Origin of the sequence: Sphingomonas sp. UV9, assembly GCF_004101245.1 — a bacterium.
Taxonomy (GTDB): Bacteria; Pseudomonadota; Alphaproteobacteria; order Sphingomonadales; family Sphingomonadaceae; genus Sphingomonas.
Genome location: NZ_SCIN01000002.1, coordinates 211,840 through 229,405, shown reverse-complemented (window position 1 = coordinate 229,405; position 17,566 = coordinate 211,840). Strand labels below are relative to the sequence as shown.

At 67.1% G+C, this 17,566-nt stretch carries 14 protein-coding genes, 1 tRNA gene and 1 pseudogene; 4 read left to right on the top strand and 12 right to left on the bottom strand.

All coding sequences use genetic code 11. The features are described 5' to 3' along the window. Positions 1 to 15: 15 nt before the first annotated feature. The 3 genes from EQZ23_RS07415 to EQZ23_RS07405 are packed head-to-tail and all read right to left on the bottom strand — an operon-like array spanning position 16 to position 4,770. Positions 16 to 1,617 carry a TolC family protein gene (locus EQZ23_RS07415; RefSeq protein WP_128453835.1) on the bottom strand — a complete coding sequence of 534 codons (1,602 nt, stop codon included), beginning with the start codon at positions 1,615 to 1,617 and terminating at the stop codon, positions 16 to 18. Next, positions 1,607 to 2,980, bottom strand: coding sequence for an HlyD family type I secretion periplasmic adaptor subunit (locus tag EQZ23_RS07410; protein WP_128453834.1), 1,374 nt, complete (start codon positions 2,978 to 2,980; stop codon positions 1,607 to 1,609). Before EQZ23_RS07410 ends, EQZ23_RS07415 begins: the two co-directional genes overlap by 11 nt. Further along, entirely contained in the window at positions 2,977 to 4,770 is a 1,794-nt protein-coding gene (locus EQZ23_RS07405) for a type I secretion system permease/ATPase (protein ID WP_128453833.1), read from the bottom strand. The genes EQZ23_RS07410 and EQZ23_RS07405 overlap by 4 nt, the downstream gene beginning before the upstream one ends. A 491-nt stretch (positions 4,771 to 5,261) precedes the next feature. On the opposite strand from EQZ23_RS07405, the gene EQZ23_RS07400 reads away from it, so the two are divergent. Further along, positions 5,262 to 5,606: a trehalase family glycosidase gene (locus EQZ23_RS07400; RefSeq protein WP_128454672.1), complete on the top strand. Its 345-nt coding sequence runs from the start codon at positions 5,262 to 5,264 to the stop codon at positions 5,604 to 5,606. Between the two features lie 437 nt (positions 5,607 to 6,043). Here EQZ23_RS07400 and EQZ23_RS07390 read toward each other — a convergent pair. Continuing rightward, a pseudogene (locus EQZ23_RS07390) lies at positions 6,044 to 6,515 on the bottom strand (transposase); the annotation flags it as partial. 721 nt (positions 6,516 to 7,236) lie between these two features. Further along, positions 7,237 to 7,329, bottom strand: a tRNA-Ser gene (locus tag EQZ23_RS07385). Positions 7,330 to 7,676: 347 nt separating this feature from the next. Between EQZ23_RS07385 and EQZ23_RS07380 the strand changes: the two genes are divergently transcribed. Together EQZ23_RS07380 and EQZ23_RS07375 are read left to right on the top strand one after the other, a co-directional pair. Then, positions 7,677 to 8,447, top strand: coding sequence for a DUF1134 domain-containing protein (locus EQZ23_RS07380; RefSeq protein ID WP_128453832.1), 771 nt, complete (start codon positions 7,677 to 7,679; stop codon positions 8,445 to 8,447). Positions 8,448 to 8,621: 174 nt separating this feature from the next. Continuing rightward, positions 8,622 to 8,972 (top strand): hypothetical protein, encoded by a 351-nt coding sequence (locus EQZ23_RS07375; RefSeq protein ID WP_128453831.1) that lies wholly within the window; start codon positions 8,622 to 8,624, stop codon positions 8,970 to 8,972. Positions 8,973 to 9,029: 57 nt separating this feature from the next. On the opposite strand, the gene pyrC is transcribed toward EQZ23_RS07375, so the two are convergent. After that, positions 9,030 to 10,067 carry a dihydroorotase gene (gene pyrC, locus EQZ23_RS07370; RefSeq protein WP_128453830.1) on the bottom strand — a complete coding sequence of 346 codons (1,038 nt, stop codon included), beginning with the start codon at positions 10,065 to 10,067 and terminating at the stop codon, positions 9,030 to 9,032. 115 nt (positions 10,068 to 10,182) lie between these two features. On the opposite strand from pyrC, the gene EQZ23_RS07365 reads away from it, so the two are divergent. Next, positions 10,183 to 10,914: a folate-binding protein gene (locus EQZ23_RS07365; RefSeq protein ID WP_240663403.1), complete on the top strand. Its 732-nt coding sequence runs from the start codon at positions 10,183 to 10,185 to the stop codon at positions 10,912 to 10,914. A 53-nt stretch (positions 10,915 to 10,967) separates the two neighbouring features. Here EQZ23_RS07365 and EQZ23_RS07360 read toward each other — a convergent pair whose 3' ends face one another. The 6 genes from EQZ23_RS07360 to EQZ23_RS07335 all read right to left on the bottom strand — a co-directional run bounded on the left by EQZ23_RS07360 (position 10,968) and on the right by EQZ23_RS07335 (position 17,453). After that, positions 10,968 to 11,786, bottom strand: coding sequence for a shikimate 5-dehydrogenase (locus tag EQZ23_RS07360; RefSeq protein ID WP_128453829.1), 819 nt, complete (start codon positions 11,784 to 11,786; stop codon positions 10,968 to 10,970). A gap of 573 nt (positions 11,787 to 12,359) precedes the next feature. Further along, a complete protein-coding gene (locus EQZ23_RS07355; protein WP_128453828.1) occupies positions 12,360 to 13,481 on the bottom strand; it encodes an OmpA family protein in 1,122 nt (373 codons plus the stop codon). Between the two features lie 119 nt (positions 13,482 to 13,600). Next, positions 13,601 to 14,104 (bottom strand): DUF2793 domain-containing protein, encoded by a 504-nt coding sequence (locus tag EQZ23_RS07350; protein WP_128453827.1) that lies wholly within the window; start codon positions 14,102 to 14,104, stop codon positions 13,601 to 13,603. Between the two features lie 22 nt (positions 14,105 to 14,126). Further along, positions 14,127 to 16,286 (bottom strand): phage tail protein, encoded by a 2,160-nt coding sequence (locus tag EQZ23_RS07345; protein WP_128453826.1) that lies wholly within the window; start codon positions 16,284 to 16,286, stop codon positions 14,127 to 14,129. A gap of 1 nt (position 16,287) precedes the next feature. Further along, the gene (locus EQZ23_RS07340) at positions 16,288 to 16,659 is read right to left on the bottom strand and encodes a peptidoglycan endopeptidase (RefSeq protein WP_128453825.1); all 372 of its coding nucleotides are present in this window, start codon (positions 16,657 to 16,659) and stop codon (positions 16,288 to 16,290) included. Beyond that, positions 16,656 to 17,453: a DUF2163 domain-containing protein gene (locus tag EQZ23_RS07335; protein WP_128453824.1), complete on the bottom strand. Its 798-nt coding sequence runs from the start codon at positions 17,451 to 17,453 to the stop codon at positions 16,656 to 16,658. Before EQZ23_RS07335 ends, EQZ23_RS07340 begins: the two co-directional genes overlap by 4 nt. Between the last annotated feature and the right edge of the window lie 113 nt (positions 17,454 to 17,566).

Genomic DNA, 17,566 nt, shown 5'->3' with positions numbered 1-17,566 from the left:
GACCTGGCCGCCAGTTCAGGTCCCGCCCGTCACCACCGTATCCGTCAGGTCGCTCGCGACCGGCCCGGCCAGTACCGGCAGGTTTGCGATCGGCAGGGCGGTGCCGACCGGTCCCGGCAACACCTGCACGAGCGCTGGCTTGATCCGGGCATCGGTGGCTTGCGCGAGCAGCGGCGCAGGTCGGGCAACCGCGCTCGGAACCTGCGCGCGATCGATCGGTGCCAAGACCGGATCGAACGGCCCGAACGTCTTTGCCCGGACCACCCGTGTGTTCTGCGCCGGGTCATAGGTCGGCACGGCCTGATCGATCGCCGCCGCCTGAAGGCGCCCGAGCGCAGCCAGCAGGCGCGCTTCCGCGGCATAGGCGCCGTAGGTCGCGTTGACGAAGACCAGTTGCGCGGTCAGCAGCCGCTGTTCCGAATCCAGCACTTCGAAATTCGAGCGAAACCCTTCGGCGAAGCCACGCTGGACGCCGGTGAGCGCAGACTCCGCAGCCTCGGTCGCGAGGCGGCCCGCCGCCATCTGCTCCCCGCCGGCCACCGCCTGGTTCCACGCGTTCTGCGCGCTGGCGAGGGCCGCCCGCCGCGCCGTCTCGACCTCGAACCCAAGCTGCTGGCGTTCGGCGACCGCGGCGCGGACGCGCGATCCGATCACGCCGCCGGTCAGCAGCGGCATCGTCAACGTAACCCCGCCGGTCGCCTGCGCACCGGCATCGCGCAGGCGATAGGAATAGGGGCTGGCATAACCATAGCTGCCCGACAGCGCGACGATCGGCGCACGTTCGGCACGTTGCGCGGCAATCCGCGCATCGCCTGCCTTGGTCGCGAGTATCGCCTGCCACAGGCTCGGGCTTTCCTTTTCGACCACCGCGAACGCCGCGTCGAGCGAGCGCGGCAGGCCGGGCAGCGTCGGCGGTACGAGCAAGGTGCCCGGATTGCGCCCGACCACGGTCGCGAACCGCCCGCGGCTCGCCTGAAGATTGACTGTCGCCTGCGCCAGTTGCGCACGGATGATCTCGCGCTGCGCCTGCGCCTGCGCGATATCGGTGCGGGTCAGGTCGCCGCCGCGTTCGCGAGCGATCGCCTGGGTCACCTGCCGCCCATAGGAGTCGAGCGAGCGTTGCTGGATCGCCACCAGAGCCTGATCGCGCCGGACCGAGACGAACGCATCGACGACTTCGAGCAGGATCGCGTTCTCCGCCTCGCGCAGCCGTTCGCGCGCCGCCAGCACGGTGGCCTCGGCCGCCGATACCTGCGCGGCGGTCCGCCCACCGTTCAGCAGGATCTGAGACGCGGTCAGCGACGCGCCGACCGTCCGCCCCCGCGCCGTATCGAAGTCCCCGAGCAGCCCGCGCTGGTCCTGCGACTGATATTGCAGCGTCATGTTGATGTTCGCGGTGAGCCGATACGCGGCCCCCGCCTGAACGATCTGCTCGTCGACCGCGCGAAGCTGCGCACGCTGTCCCTCCAGCGCGGGATTGCTGCGATAGGCATCGGCGATCGCCTGCCCCAGCGTTTCGGACGCGGCGGACGGTGCCTCCGGTGCCGTCTGGGCGACCGCGGATGCAGCCGGCAGCACCAGCATGGCGGCGGCAAGGCGAAGGATATCAGCGTTCATGAAGCGACCGTGAAAATGCCTCGGTCAACGGATCGAGGAGATAGTCGAGTGCGGTCCGCGACCGCAGCTTGACGAGAACGGTGACCGGGACGCCAGCGCGGATGCCGGTATCGCGCCCGCGCACCGCCTCGATCTTGGCGATCTGGTCACGCGGCACGGTGATCTCGGCGCTGAAATAACTGTTACCGGTCTGTTCGTCGCGGAGTGAATCCGCGGAGACGGTGCGCACCGTGCCGAGCAGGATCGGCAGATCGCGTTCGTGCAGCGACAGGAACTTCACCTCCGCCTCCCGGCCGGCGAACACGCCGTCGATGTCGCCCGGCGAGAAGTTCGCGCGCACCACCAGAGGCGCGGCGTCGGGGACGATATCGAGGATCGCCTGGCCTGGCTGGATCACGCCCCCCACCGAGAAGACGCGCAGGCCAACCACGCGGCCAGCCACCGGGGCACGGATGACCGTGCGCGCAAGCTGCTCGCGCGCAGCGGCGAACTTGGGCATCACCTCGTTCAACTGGAATTGCGTGTCGCGCAGCAGCGTCGCACTGTCCTCGACATATTTGCGGCGCGTCTGGACGCCCTCCGCGCGCGTCTGGCCGATCTGCTCGCGGGCCGCCGCCGAGCGCGAGACATAGTCGGCGTCGGTCCCTTCGAGCTGCTGGATCGAGCGTTCGATCGCGCGCACCGTGTTGCGCGAGACATAGCCCTCATCGGCAAGCGTACGCGTGCTCTCAAGCTGTTGGCGGAGCGATGCGCGCTGGCGGGCCGTCGCCTGGGCCTGTGCATTGAAACCGGTCGTCTGCTGCGCGACGGTCGCCGCCTGCTGGCGAAGAACGGCACCATTGGCAGCGAGCGCAGCCGACCGCGCCGTACGTTGCGCGATCTGGAGCGACTTCGCCCGCTCGACGAGGCGAAGGTCGTCGCCCTGTGCCGCGGCGAACTCGGCCGGCCAGACGATCGCGGCACCGCGAACGTCCGCTTCGAGCCGCGCGCGTTGCGCCTGGAGGTCGATGACGCTGGCGGCGAGTGCGCGCTCGGCAGCGGTGACTTCCGCGCCTTCCAGCCGGAACAGGACTTCACCTGCGCGGACATGCTGACCATCCCGCACGGTCATCGCCCCGATGATCCCGCCCTCGCGGTGCTGGACGGTCTGGCGGTTGCCGGCGACGACCACCTGCCCGTCGCCGGCTGCCGCCGCATCGAGTCGCGCGAACGCCGCCCAGCCGAGCCCGACGATGAAGAACAGGATCGCAACCAGTCCGCCGACCAGTATCGCACGGCGCGGCGAGTCGTCGAGGCGGAGGCGATCCGCCAGGCTCGCGCCACCGGCGGCCGGGACCGGGCTGGCCAGTTCGGCGGGGATCATCGTGCGCCTCCGGCCGCAGCGACGGGCGCGACAGCACGCGCCGCTGCGGGCGCCGCTGCGGGCGCGGCGTTGGCGGGACGCACCACGTTCGCCCGTTCGTCGAATAGCTGGATCATGCCATTTTTCAGCACCATGATCTTGTCGACCGCCTGCAAAAGCCCGGTCCGATGCGTCGAGACGATCACCGTCGCACCGCGCTCACGCAACGCGGTCAGCGTCGTCACGAGCCGCGCTTCGCCGTCGCTGTCGAGATGCGCGTTGGGTTCGTCGAGGAACAGGATCGTCGGCGTGCCGAACAGCGCCCGCGCCAGCGCGACGGACTGGTTCTGCCCGGCCGAGAGCCCCGATCCGTCCGCCATGCTCAGCATCGTGGCATAGCCCTGCGGTAGGCCGAGGATCACCTCATGCGCGCCCGCCGCCTGCGCCGCGTCAACCACCCTGGCGTCGAGCTGCTCGCTCTCGCCCGCCAGCACCGACTGGAATCGCGAGATATTGGTGTGGACCGACGTCGGGAACAGCGAAGGCGATTGCGGCATGTAGCCGACGTGGCGACCCAGCTGTTCGCGGTTCCAGTCCGCCAGGCTCGCACCGTCGATCCGGACCTCGCCGGTATCCGGCGACAGCGCCCCCGACAAGACCCGCAGCAAGGTCGATTTGCCCGCCCCGCTCGGGCCGACCAGCGCGACGATCTCGCCGGGCTCGACCGCGAAACTGATATCCGACAGAAGCGCCCGATCACTCCCCTCCGCGCGTACGGTGACGCCGCGGACGTCGATCCGCCCGACCGGCGTCGGTAGAATGGTCGGATCGATCGCCGGCCCCGGCATCGCGCAGAACGCGTCGAGATCGCGGTAGGCGTTGCGCGCGGCGGCCAGCGGCTTCATCGCGCCTAGGATCTGCTCGACCGGCTGGAGCGCACGCCCGAGCAGCAACGATGCGGCGAAGATCGCGCCGCCCGAGATATCCTGCCGGATCGCCAGCAACGCGCCGAGCGCCAGCGCCAGCGATTGCAGCAAAAGGCGGAGGAACTTGGTGATCGCGAGGAACTGGCCGGCTGTACCGGCGAGGGCGGACTGGCGGCGGACGAGTTCGGCGCGCTCCAGCAGGTGCCGGGTGATCAGCGCGTTGCGCATCCCCATCACCCGCGCCACCTCCGATCCGTGGATCGACACGTCCTGTTCGCGCGTCGCCAGCACCGCACGCGCATGCGTGTCGCGCGCGGCCCCCGCGGTCACCCGGTCGCTGAGGATCGCGATCCCGCCGAGCAGCAGCGCGCTCACCAGCGCCAGCACGCCGATCCAGGGGTGGAGCAGAAACGCGATGCCGATGTAGATCGGTGCCCAGGGTGCATCGAACAGCGCGATGATCGTCGGCCCGGTGAGCGTGCCGCGCACCGTATCGAAATCGCGCATCGCCTGACTGCGCTGGCCGATCGTCGCGCCGTCGGTGCCGAGAATCCGCAGCAATATGCCTGGCGCCGCCCGACGCTCCAGCCGCATGCTGGCACGCAACAGCAACCGCATCCGCACCGCATCGAGGATCGCGAACACGACCAGCGACAGCACGAGGATCAGCGTCAGCAGCAGCAGCGTGGCGCCGCCCCGTGTCGGTACCACGCGGTCGTACACCTGCAACATGAAGATCGACGGCACGAGGTACAGGACGTTCACCAGCCCCGAGAACAGCGCCGCAAACACCAGATGGCGTCGACAATCACGGACGGCGCCCGCCAGGACATTGTGGCGGTGCCCGGATGTTGCCGTCGCAGGCGCGGAGGAGAACGTCGGCATGACGACCGCTTAGCCACGAAAGGTTAAACGAACGGTTTCTCCAGCGCTTGCGACCTTCAGGCACGCCCAGCATGCTGGTTGTCCGATCACGGCAATTCGAGAAGATCCGAACGAACTGCCGCCACATCGTTCTCTGTATGCCGCAGGCGATTACGGCCTTTCAATCGGGAATATCATCACACTAGCCGGCATGTCCAAAGCCACGTCTCGCTGATCGCTCCGGTGTTCGACAACCTCGCGGATATCGACCACTGCGGGCCGAAATGGCGAAGGCAGCTTAAGCACGAGGATCACTCCTAGCATGACAGCCCAACACTTGGCCGAGCGTTGACGAACGAAGCCTTTTATTTCGAACCCGTTGCTGGTCCAGCCGTCCCGACGACGATCTTCCACAGCACCGCGGACACCGACATCTTCATCAAGCTTGATCGGTCGAGGGCCAAGCACCATCCGAGCGTCAATCTGGTTGAGGTCGGGCGAAGTCGGTGGCGATGACGGTCCGCAAGTCGCTGGTCGCCGCGGGCGGTCTGCGGACGGCCACGCTCAGGACCGGGTTGCAATGGGACGAACCCAATGGCTGGGCACCGCTGCAGTTAGTGGCGATCGCCCCGCTCGCGGCCAACGGAGAGCCCGCGCTGGCGAGGGATATCGCCGACCGCTGGTTGGGCACGGTCGGTGCGGCCTATGCCGAGACGGACAAGGTGCTTGAGAAATATAACGTCGAACAGCGCACACCGGGCGGCGGTGGCGAGTATCCGGTCCAGGACGATCTCGGCTGGACCAACGGCGTCACCAGCGCGATCCTTGATCAGTATCCAGAATTATCTCCGAAGTAAATTCGTTGTCTGTTTTGAACGGATACGATGGGGCTGACGAATTAGCGGCGATCCACTTGTCGAGACCGCGTGCCTGATCAGACAGCCGAAGCCACACATGATCGCTGCCTCTTCGGCTTCGGCTAGGAGAGTTGGGCGGTGGGGCCTTCGGCACAATCTTCAGATCCTCGACCATTGCCCGCTTCGGCCACTTCGCCACTGTCGTCGGATTGATCCAGAGCTACTGGCTCAGCGTGGAGAGCGAAGCTCGCGATTGCGGTATTGCTGCTCGGACAGCGTGCGTGGTCGTGGCGGCCCCGTGGGGTACCTGTCCCGTGCGGCTTCCTTCCATTCCAACGGAAGGATCGCACCATCAAACCGTAGGATCGAACGCCTAGGGTCGAACGCGCCCTCCTCAGATTATTAACCTGCCGTGGGATCGACGGGCCGGTTTTCTACCCAAACCGCCGGCGCTGCTGCGCCAGCTCCCGCAGACGCGACCGCAGGTCGCCATCATCTCCCCGACACGAGCGATACCGCATGCTTTTGCGATCCGCCCCGACGACAGCACACGCCCGCCGCTCGCTCATCCCCAGCGCCGTCTGGAGATGCGCGACCGCTTCGCGCTTCGCGGCCAGCGTCACCATTTTTTTGACAGCAGGTCCTTCAGACCTGCCCCTTCGACAGGCTCAGGACAGGATTGTCGAGCATCGTGTCCGCCAACAGCCGCTTGAGTCGGCCGTTCTCCTCCTCAAACGCCCGGAGCCGCTTCGCATCGGACACCTCCAGGCCGGCAAACTTAGCCTTCCAGGCGTCGTAGGTCGCGCTCGACATCCCGTGCCGTCGGCACAGATCCGTCACCACCGCGCCAGCCTCGGCCTCTTTCAGGATGCCGACGATCTGCTCTTCCGAAAACTGCTTCCGCTTCATCTGTCCGTCCTTCTTCCGGGGTCGGACTCTAGCTCCAACTGGAGGAAAAAACGGGGGTCACGTCAGCCAGCCTTGCCTGCCCGATCCTCCGCCTGTTCAACTTCAACGGCTGTGGCGAGCAACTGGTCGCGAGCCTAGCGCCGCGCTTCGTCAAGCTATCCGGCTAAGGCGAGATGTGGGCTCCGCTTTTCAGATATTATCGGGAAGAATCCTGTGCGCGTGCTCTGATTGAGAAGGGCGTGATTTACTTGCGTCCGCTCGCATATTTCTAATCATTCGAGGACGAGCAAGTGCGGGCGATCCCGACGACGGCATGTTGCTCCATCGGTACTGAGCCGCTCATCCCAGTCGCCGCTCTAGTTGATAAGGCCAACTGTGAACTTTGGCGGCTCGGTCATGAGCATCCATGCTTGACTGTGGCCCCTCCTGCAAAAGGGAGTTTTCTCACCTTTGCCACACCTTCCCAAATGTAAGACGGAAAAATGCTCCAAGTGCCTGGGAGCTGCAGACAAAAGAATGATGTTCTCTTCCCGATCAACGATAAACGCAGTGCGCGAACAGGCCCGCCAGTCACCTCGATCTGTAATCAAACACTCGCTTAAGAGAGCGTACTGACTGCATTACGCAATTAGCGGCAAATCCATCTGGTGGGGCTATGCGTGGGGCAGCTGACCACGATGGAGCGTAGGTCGCTGAATCTACAGGACAAGATGTGAGCTGTTGGCGGAGACGGAGGGATTCGAACCCTCGGTACCAGTAAACCCGGTACGGCGGTTTAGCAAACCGCTGGTTTCAGCCACTCACCCACGTCTCCGGCTGCAGCAGATGCGGGGCTATAACGAGGGTCGGTCCAGGGGGCAACGCCTGTAATGGTCCGGTTCGCGAATTCCGGCATTCCCCGGATCGGCCTCAATCTCGGCCCCATCGCCGCGCCCACGCTCGCGCCAAACCGGACATGCCTGCCACGCCTTGGTAACCGAACACCTCACCAGCCCGACGCCTGCATTTCAGCCGTTCACCCCGATTTCGCCCAAATTCGACACGGGCGCCCGGTTCGTTCATTGCGCGGCAAGGCCGACGTTGGTTAACTGAGGCAGCGGCGGGCATCCCGGTGGTCAATCTACCATCTCGGATGCCTTGGTATTTTGGGGATCGATCGACATGCGTAGCGTCTGGCTTGGCCTTGGTGCCCTAGCGGCAGCCGTTTGCGGAGGCACCGCATCCGCGCAGGTCCGCACGATCGATCCCAACCAGGCGATCGACGGCGATCTTTCCGCCAAGGCCTATCAGGCGCCGTCGCGCGCCCAGGCAACCACGCAGCCTTCGCGTCCCGCCGATCCGGAACCCGCCTATCCGGAGACGCCGGCGCAGGACACACCGCCACCGCCCGTCGCGACCACCAACACACCCGCCCCTGAAACACGCGCCGAGGCCACCATGCAGGCCGCCGACACCTATCAGCGCGACGACCTGCTCGCCGCCGGCGAAGGGGTATTCGGCAAGGGGGCGGCAGGTCTGGGCAACATCCTCGAGAACATCCTCAAGGACCAAGGCCAACCCAATGCGTACATCGCAGGGCGCGAGGCCTCGGGCGCGTTCATCCTCGGCGTGCGCTACGGCTCCGGCATCATGAGCCACAAGGTGGAGGGTCAGCAGCCCGTCTATTGGACCGGGCCCTCGGTCGGCTTCGACATCGGCGGCGACGCGAACAAGGTCTTCGTGCTGGTCTACAACCTCTACGACACCGAGGAACTCTACAAGCGCTTCCCCGCCGTCGAAGGCCGTCTGTACCTGGTCGGCGGTTTCGCCGCGACCTATCTGCGGCGCGGCAACGTGGTCCTGATCCCGATCCGCCTGGGCGTCGGCTGGCGCGCGGGCGTCAACGTCGGCTACATGAACATCACGCATAAGAGCAGGTGGCTGCCGTTCTAGGCGCAGCGCGACAGGCGGTCACGCCCGCCTGACTCGCGCAAGCCCGGCCGGCGGGGCAAAGCCCCGACCGACGCCGTGGGCTTAGCCCACGGCGCGCGCCCAAACCGCAACGTCGCCGATCGGCTCGCCCGCCACACGAGTTGACGCCCCCACCCCAAGCGCTACGCCCGGAAAATGGCAAAACCCGACCGCCTCGCCCGTCTAGACGCCCAGCGCGAAGACCTCGAAACCGAATATCGCGACACACTGATCGCAGCGCTGGAAAAGACCGCGTCAGGATCGCTCGGCCTGTTCGACCGCACCCCGGACCGCCGCGTCCGCGCCGCGACTGCCCCGACGATCGACGTCCTCACCGAGATGGGCACCGACATCGACGCAATGCGCAACCGCCTGATGATGGACCCGTTCGCGCTCCACCGCGAGTTCTTCGCCGCCCGTGGCCCGGTCAAGGCCAGCGCGGTCGGCGAACAGAAGGAAGCGCGCCTGTGGCTGGACCGGCTGAACGCGCAGGATCCCGCAACTTAAAAGCGTTCTGCCCCTGCCCTCACCCGTCGTTTTCGGAAGAGTGCGGGAGAGGCGACATTACCCCTCGAACCGCCACCCTACATTGGTCCCGGCCAGGAACGGCACCACCGCCGTCTCGCCCGCGCCGATCGACGCAGGCACCTCGACATCGTCGCGCACCAGCGTCACCGTGCCCTCGTTGAGCGGCAGTCCATAGAAGCGCGCGCCATGCTCGGAGGCGAACCCCTCGAACTTGTCGAGCGCGCCCTCCTCGTCGAACACGCGCAGATAGGCCTCCAGCGCGAACGGCGCGTTGAAGATTCCCGCGCAGCCGCAACCGGATTCCTTCGCCCCCACGACATGCGGCGCGCTGTCCGTTCCGAGGAAGAATCGCGGCGATCCGGACACCGCGGCGCGGCGCACCGCGATCCGGTGCGTCTCGCGCTTCAAGACCGGCAGGCAGTATGCGTGCGGCCGGAGCCCGCCGTCGAACAGCGCGTTGCGGTTGATCAGCAGATGCTGCGGCGTGATGGTCGCGGCGATCGGATGATCCGCCTCGGTCACGAATGCAGCGGCCTCCGCGGTCGTGATATGCTCCAGCACGATCTTAAGGCCCGGGTAATCACGCACCAGCGGGGTCAGTATGCGCTCGACGAACACCGCCTCTCGATCGAAGATGTCGATCGACTTGTCGGTCACCTCGCCGTGGATCAACAGCGGCATGCCGATCCGTTGCAGCGTTTCCAGCACGCCGGTCAGCGCGCGGATATCGGTGACGCCGTGCGCCGAATTGGTCGTCGCATGCGCAGGATACAGCTTGCACGCGGTAAACACGCCCTCGGCATGGCCGCGTTCGAGTTCGGCGGGATCGGTGCCGTCGGTGAGGTAGCACGTCATCAACGGCGTAAAAGTCGCCCCCGCTCCCAACGCCGCCATGATCCGCGTCCGATACGCCGTGGCGGCCTCGATCGAGGTCACGGGCGGGGTCAGGTTCGGCATGATGATCGCGCGCGCGAACTGCCGCGCGGTATACCCCGCCACCGCCTCCAGCATCGCGCCGTCGCGCAGGTGGACATGCCAGTCATCGGGGCGGCGGATCGTGAGGCGCTCGGTCATGGCGCCTTCCTATCGGCGCATGGGCCGAGATGCCAGCCGCCCCTCGCTTGGAATTCAGCCCTGCTTGGAATTGAACCGCGCTTGGAAATCGACCCGCACGCACTAGGTGGTAGGTATGGACCAGCCCGCCCCCGCAACGATGCTCATCGACCGCAGCGTGATCCGTATCGCAGGCGAGGACGTGCGCGGCTTCCTGCAAGGCCTCGTCACCGCCGACACCACCCTGCTCACGCCAGACGCCCCCGCCTGGGCCGCGCTCCTGTCCCCGCAAGGCAAGGTGCTGTTCGACTTCATCCTCTGGGCCGAGGGCGACGACGTGCTGATCGACGTCGAGGCGGCACAGGCCGAGGCGCTGATGAAACGCCTGTCGCTCTATCGCCTTCGCCGCGCGATCACGCTCCAGCCCGACGATACCAAAGTCCATTGGTCCCCGAACGGCTCCTTGGGCGTCCCCGACCCGCGGCTGGCGGCGCTCGGCCACCGCTGGCTCGCCCCCGCGGGCGACCCCGCAACCGGCTGGCACGCCCACCGCCTGTCGCTTGGCGTCACCGAGGGCGTTGCCGAGCTCGGCAGTGGCGAAACGCTCTGGCTCGAATGCAACGCCCGCGAACTCAACGGCGTCAGCTTCACGAAGGGCTGTTACGTCGGCCAGGAGAACACCGCGCGGATGCACCACCGATCGAAGGTCAACCGTCGTCTCGTCGTCGCCCCGTTCACCGAACCGAGCAGCCGAACGCGCGTCACCTACCCCGAGTTGAACCTGATGGTCGAACACCGCCGCGTCGACGCGCTCGGCGATGCGCTGACGCCACCCTGGCTGGCCGCAGCGCTAACGGAAACGCTCTAGCGCCGCCCCCACGATCCTCCCCCCGCCAGAGGAAGGATCGAACGGCCCAAAACTCAAGAATTGGCGCGCGCCCAGGCTGCCGCATCCGCGACCTGCGCCGCATCCGGCTGCACCCCGGTATACAGCATGAACTGCTGCACCGCCTGCAATGTCGCGACATCCGCTCCTGTGATGCACCGCTTCCCCGCCGCCGCGGCCGCGCGCAGGAACGGCGTCTCGATCGGGTACTGCACCACGTCGAACGCCACCTCGCATGCCGCGATCATCGCCGCCGGAAACGCCAGCGCCTCGGCATCCGCCCCGGTCATCCCCAGCGGGGTGACGTTCACGAGCAACGCCACCGCCCCATCGGCCACCGAAGCCCAGCGATACCCATGGAGATCGGCCAGCGCCCGCCCAGCGCGCTCGTTCCGCGCGACAATCGTCCCGTTGCGAAACCCGCTGTCGCTCAGTGCCGCCGCGACCGCCTTCGCCATCCCGCCCGAGCCCTGGACCACGAACGGCATCGCCCGATCGAGGTCGGCGACCAGATCGACCACCGCGCCGTAATCCGTGTTGTGCCCGGTCAGCACGCCATCGTCGTTGACGATCGTGTTGACGCTGTCGATCGCGCCCGCGGTCGGCGCCAGCCCGTCGAGCAACGGAATCACCGCCTCCTTGAACGGCATCGAGATCGCACATCCGCGAATCCCCAGCGCCCGTATCCCGCCGATCGCCGCGTCCAGGTCGGTGGTCGAGAACGACTTGTAGACGAAATCCAGTCCGGTCAGTTCGTACAGCCGGTTATGGAACCGCGTCCCGAAATTTCCCGGCCGCGCCGACAGCGACATGCACAGTTGCGTATCCCGGCCAATCAGCGGTTTCATCTGCATCTCCTCGCTAGGGCCGCCCCAATATAGCCACGAGCCGCTACGGTGAAGGGTAGATAGATGTGTTCACGCGAAGGCGCGAAGGCGCAAAGGTGTCGTCCCCGGCCGCGCGCTCCGCCTCGCACTCGTGCGGCAGCCCAAAATTCCATGAGAAGGCGATCGACGCCGCCCCACGCGAACCCTCTTCGCGCCTTTGCGCCTTCGCGTGAACACATCGGCGTTCCACCAAACGCCGCCGTCGCGAAAGGTCCAAACGTTGATTTTGTTCGCGCAGAGACGCTGAGCCGCGGAGAGTGAGAAGAAGCTTTGGACAGCGCTTCCCGCCATGGCCCCGCTTTGGCGAAGCCAATCATCGAAAGCCGCATTCGCGGGCGCTTACCCGGAACGAGCCATCTCCACTCTTACTCTCCGCGTCTCCGCGTCTCCGCGTGAACACAATCTACGCCAGCCCAAGCCGCCGTCTCCGCGACCGGTCCACGCCCCAAACGCAAACCACAAAAGAAAAGGGAGGCCGGCTTGCGCCGACCTCCCCGATCTTCATTCCGTAACCGACCCGAGAGCCGGTTGGCGAAAGTCTTACTGGCCCGAACCCGGACCGTAGGTGACTTCCACGCGACGGTTCTGCACTTCGCGAACGCCATCGGCGGTCTCGACGCGCGGACGGCTCTCGCCGAATGCTTCCGTCGAGATGACGCTGTCCGGGATGGCATGCGAAGACAGATATGCCTTCACGCCATCTGCGCGGCGCTGCGACAGACCGACGTTGTACGAAGCCGAACCCGACTTGTCCGCGTGACCTGCGAGCATGACCTGTGCGTTGCCGCACGACTGGTACTGCGTGATCGCGTTGTCGAGGATCGACGCTGCCTCTGGCGTGATGTCCGACTTGTCCCATTCGAAGAACACGATGAACGGACCAGGCGAGCAGACCACTTCGACCGGCGCCGGCGGCGGCGGAGGAGGCGGGGGAGGCGGCGGCGGCGGCGGCGGCGGCGGCGGCGGAGCAGCAGGCTCGCCGAAGTTGTACGTCACACCACCAAGGATGCTGTGCGAACGATAGCGACCGTCGAACACGCGGTTCGAGTTGTCGACCAGCTTGACGTTCTCGGCGTTGAAGAAACGATACTTCAGCGTCGCGTCGATGTGGTCGGTCAGCGGTGCGCGGATACCGGCCAAGCCCTGATACGCGAACACGGTGTCCGAGTCGTTCAGGAAGTCGCCGTTGTTGTTGAGTGCGTACTGCGCCTTGACGCGAGCAACACCAACACCACCGCCGATAAAGCCCTGGATGCCATCGTCCGGACCGAAGTCCAGAAGGCCGTTCAGCATGAAGCTGAGAGCCGACGACGAGCCACCGGCGTAGTCGTAGTTACCAGCAGCCGCGTTGCCGCGTACGCCGGTCGGGCCGAACACTGGCGTGGTCGTGGTCGACGAGTAGCCGTCCACGGTTGCCTTGCGGTAGCCGACTTCGGTTTCGAGGCGGAAACCGCCAAAGTCGTAGCCCATTACGGCGTCGACATCGTAACCATAGTCATGATCGACCGAACCGGCATTGTTCAATGCGCCGATATCATAGTCGATGTCTTCAACGATCATCGCACCGCCTTCGACGCCAACGTACCACGACTTATCGCGGGCGAGGGCGGGAGTGGCGAGTGCGGTGGAGGCGAGTGCCAGAACGACGGCAAGCTTCCGCATACTAAATCCCCTTTCATGAGTGTCACACGGACATCGCAAACTCCCTATCCTCGGGCTTGTTTCCACGCAAGCTAACAAAAGTTGATACTGTTGCTGGAACGACACAGTTTTTGGGGGTTTCAGACAGAAATCAATCCGTGACCCCGCAACGCCCCCAATATGGCGCCGATCGCCGCCCTCGCTTCCAGGTCGGCGACGATTCCCCCCGACGGTTCGACGATGGCCTCGCGCTGCGCGCCGACGACGTCGATTCCGCCGATCGACACGCGCGATCCCGCCAGCACCCCGAGCGTCCAAGCCCCGCCACCGAACCGCGCGACCTGCTCGTCGGCCACGCTCCACACCGCCATCCCGTCGCGCGCGGCGACGAATCGCCAGCCCCCGCTCGTCCATCCTGCAATCGAGCGCGGCTGCCCGACCCAGCCACCGGTCGGCGCGGCACCGACGATCCAGGCGTTCCCCGCCACCGGACTCGCCGGCGGCACGTTGGTTCCCATCGCCAGCACGCTCGCCTGCACCGCCAGGTCGAGCAGCGCGAGCGCCTCGTTATGCGTCGTTTCCTTCTGCGCCTGTCCCGGCTGCAACAACGGCAATGCCAGTCGCGGTGTGATGTCGTCGCTCATCATTCGTTCCCCCGTTCGATAATCAGGCCGGTACGATCAGCGCCGCCGCCAGCGATTCGCCGAACACGCCGCGCTGCCGCACCGCGACGCCGACCGGCCCGGCCCGCTCCGCCGCGCTCAGAACGATCGACGGCACCGCCACATCGACGTCGCGGACGTTGGTTCCCGTCGTCAGCGTCACCCGGTACGCCTCGCCTTCCTCGGCCAGCGGCGCGTCTACCCCGTCGATCCAGCGCCACCCCGCCCGGCTCCGTCGCGTCCACCGCACGGTCGCGCTGCCATCCGCCTCGCCACGCCAGCCAAGATGCACCGGCGACGGCGGCACCACGGATGCCCCGCGCATCACGCACCGGGTCTCGACCGGCGTCGCGTCGCCTACGCCCGAAGCCATCACGCGAACCTCGCGCCCCAGCACCGACACTGGCAGGTCGAACGCCCGCGCCGCCTCTGCCTCGATCAGCACGAACCGATCCCCGATCACCTGCGCGCCAACCGCCGCCTCGCTCCCCCGCCGCCCGCGCAGCAACCCGCTCAACCGCCACCGCGCGCCACCTAAGGGTTCCGACCGCGCGAACTGGACCAGTTCCTCCCCCAGCAACGCGAGGTTCGCGCCCCGATCGAGCGCCGCCGCATCGGCATCCGCCAACGCCATGTCGGCATGTGCAAGGACGACGTCGAACACTCCTCGGCGATCGACCAACGTCGCCGGCGCGCCCGGCGCCACCACCGCGATCGTCCCTACCACCGCAGGCGCAGCCGTCGCCCCGGCCGCAACCCAACTCGCCCCGTCATCCAGGCTGTAGAGCAAAGCCGCCTGCCGCCACGCCGCGCCCGTACCGGTCGCAACCACCGTCATCCGCGGCGCGGTCGACGGCGCGTCCTCCAGCCCGGGAACCTCGAAAGCCCGCAGGATCGTCGCCCCGACGACCGCATCGACCGCCGCCGACACCCGCCCGCTCGTCGCGGTCGCGGGCAACGACGCCGCCACGAACGGCACCAGCCCGAGCGTCGTCACCATCCCCTCGATACTCATATCGGCGACCCGCCAGACGCCACCCTCGCCCGCGCCCCGTTCGTCGACGATCGTCACGCAGGCGCCTGGCGCAATCGCCAGCGCGCCGAACCCCGCTGCCACGGTCCTTCGAACCCGCCCAGCCTCGGCCCGCGACAGCATCGCCTCGGCCACCGTCTTCGCCGCGCCCGCCTCCAGCACCGCCGGCACCTCGACCGACAGGTCGCGCACGCCAGCGCCCGGCCGCCGCGCCCGCTGCACGCCCGCCTGGTAATCGCGTGCCGCATCATAATAGCCGACCGTCACCGTCCGCGGCACGGTCTCGATCGCCGCCACCGCCCGCGCCCGCCGCACGCCCCTGCCCGAAACCGCAAATCCCTCGTCGGCCACCGCAACGACAGCGTCCGCCGCATCCCGCATCACCAGTGTCGCCCCATCAGGCGCAAACCAGGCCCCGCCGGCCCGCCCCAACATCTCCAGCACGGCCCGAACGCTCCCGCCCGACGCCGCAAATCCGCCCACCGCCAGCGCCGCCGTCCCCGAAACCTCCCCCGCCAGCGCTTTTGCTATCGTCGACACCAGCACCGGCCCCTCGTCGGCAATCACCTCGAACGTCAGCGAAGGAATCCGATTCCCGAAATCCGCGAGCGCCAACATCTCGAACACGGCGTAAGCGCACCCGCGATACGCCGGCGACGGCCCCTCAGCGGACGCGATCAACGGATCGACCGCCTGGTCCTCACCGCCAAGATGCAGCCGGAACCGGGTCGCAGTCTTGAAGTCCCCTGCAGCCCCCCGCAGCAGCTTCCCCTCCGCCCAGATCCGCCCCACGCCCAGCACGGCCCGCGCCGACAACAGCACCGCAAACGACGCCGCGTAGGAATAGGTCGAGACGCTCGGCTGCCCCTTGCCCGATCGGGACGAGGCGCGGCTCTCGATCAGGTCGGTCGCCCAGATCACCGTCCCCGCCACCCGCATCGTCCCGAACAGCTTCGGGATCTGCGCGCCATAGGACGAGGTCTGCACCGCCAGCTCGACCAGCCGCGGCCCTTCGCGTCGCTTCGGCGAGAACAGCGCATGATCCACGGACTGCCCGATCAAAGCCCCGATCGCGCCCCCGATCGGCCCACCCACGGCGGTGCCCACGGCCGTCAATACCAAGGTCGCCATGCTACACCCCCATCCGCCAAACACCGATCAAGGGCCAGGGCGGCATCCCCGGCCGCTCCACCACACGCCGCAAGGCGGCATCCGCATGCACGAACCCTGCAGCCGTCCTGATCCCCAGATGAACCTGCCCCGGCCCCGCCGCCATCAGCAGCACGTCGCCCGGCTCCGCGGTCGCAACCCGCACCAGCACCCGATCGAGCAAACCCCAATCGCCGCCTCGCAGGGAGTACCCGGTCGGCACCGCGCCGGCATACCCGTCAGCCCGCAACGCCAACGCGACCAGCCCGACGCAATCGAGCCCGTCCAGCCCCCGCCCATGCAACCGAAACCGCGTTCCCACCGCCGCAACGGCAGCGTCTGCAATCCGGCTCAAGCCCCCGGATACCGCGTGAGCAAATCGATCCCCGGCAGAAACGGCTCGCCACGAAAGTTCACCGCGTTGCCAAACCGCCCCGCGCAGGTGGCGAGACTCTTGTCACACCCCTCCACCACCTCGACCAGCACCCCCGCTTCGACCACGAACGCCGGCATGGCCCGCAGCGTGACCACCATCCCGAGCGCCCCCGCGACAACACTCTCCAACCCGCAATTTTCGCCCCCGAACCAGCGCAGCAGCCCGCCTCCAAGCCCCTCCGCGCCCGAGTCCAGCGTCACCACCGCCCCCTCGCATGCAACAACCCGGGCAAACCGCCGCCGCCCCGCCATCGCCACCCGACACCGTCGATCCCCCAGTTCCGCGCGACATTCGGGCGACGTCTCCTCGACAACCGGCCGATCCAGCGCCGCACTCGCCCCGCGCAGCTCCGCGGTAAAGCCATCATCTCCCACCTCGACCGCCCCGATCACGCCCTCGCCCAGCGCGACCCGAGAAGCTGGATCGGTCCAATCCACCGCAAACAGCACGACCCGAGCCCCATCCCAGCGCCCACTGAGCAAATCCCGCTCGCCGATAGCGGCGCTCGTCAAGGCGCCCGCCACATCCATCGTATCCGCCTCCAGGCCATCGGCGCGCTGGATTGCCGATGGCGTCATCCCAGGCGCAGCGCGGTGCACCAGCCCGTCCACCACAATATCCCGGTCATGCGCGGTAAGTCCCACCGCCACCCCATCCCGACGCTCGATCCGCCAGCACAAGGCGATCGTCGCCAGCTCCGCATCCAGAAACATGGCAGCCTCCTTCCAAAGCAATTCCCTCGCCCCTCCGGGGAGAGGGAGGGGCCCGCGCGCCCTTGCGCGTGGGAGGGAGAGGGGCGTGAGGCACGGGACCTAAATTCCACCTA

Excerpts from the sequence above, each read along its gene's own strand:
- EQZ23_RS07415 (WP_128453835.1), bottom strand. The coding sequence starts at position 1,617 with ATGAACGCTGATATCCTTCGCCTTGCCGCCGCCATGCTGGTGCTGCCG.
- EQZ23_RS07380 (WP_128453832.1), top strand. The coding sequence starts at position 7,677 with ATGCGTAGCGTCTGGCTTGGCCTTGGTGCCCTAGCGGCAGCCGTTTGC.
- EQZ23_RS07410 (WP_128453834.1), bottom strand. The coding sequence starts at position 2,980 with ATGATCCCCGCCGAACTGGCCAGCCCGGTCCCGGCCGCCGGTGGCGCG.
- EQZ23_RS07365 (WP_240663403.1), top strand. The coding sequence starts at position 10,183 with ATGGACCAGCCCGCCCCCGCAACGATGCTCATCGACCGCAGCGTGATC.
- EQZ23_RS07350 (WP_128453827.1), bottom strand. The coding sequence starts at position 14,104 with ATGAGCGACGACATCACACCGCGACTGGCATTGCCGTTGTTGCAGCCG.
- EQZ23_RS07375 (WP_128453831.1), top strand. The coding sequence starts at position 8,622 with ATGGCAAAACCCGACCGCCTCGCCCGTCTAGACGCCCAGCGCGAAGAC.
- EQZ23_RS07355 (WP_128453828.1), bottom strand. The coding sequence starts at position 13,481 with ATGCGGAAGCTTGCCGTCGTTCTGGCACTCGCCTCCACCGCACTCGCC.
- EQZ23_RS07405 (WP_128453833.1), bottom strand. The coding sequence starts at position 4,770 with ATGCCGACGTTCTCCTCCGCGCCTGCGACGGCAACATCCGGGCACCGC.
- EQZ23_RS07360 (WP_128453829.1), bottom strand. The coding sequence starts at position 11,786 with ATGCAGATGAAACCGCTGATTGGCCGGGATACGCAACTGTGCATGTCG.
- EQZ23_RS07400 (WP_128454672.1), top strand. The coding sequence starts at position 5,262 with ATGACGGTCCGCAAGTCGCTGGTCGCCGCGGGCGGTCTGCGGACGGCC.
- EQZ23_RS07345 (WP_128453826.1), bottom strand. The coding sequence starts at position 16,286 with ATGGCGACCTTGGTATTGACGGCCGTGGGCACCGCCGTGGGTGGGCCG.
- pyrC (WP_128453830.1), bottom strand. The coding sequence starts at position 10,067 with ATGACCGAGCGCCTCACGATCCGCCGCCCCGATGACTGGCATGTCCAC.
- EQZ23_RS07335 (WP_128453824.1), bottom strand. The coding sequence starts at position 17,453 with ATGTTTCTGGATGCGGAGCTGGCGACGATCGCCTTGTGCTGGCGGATC.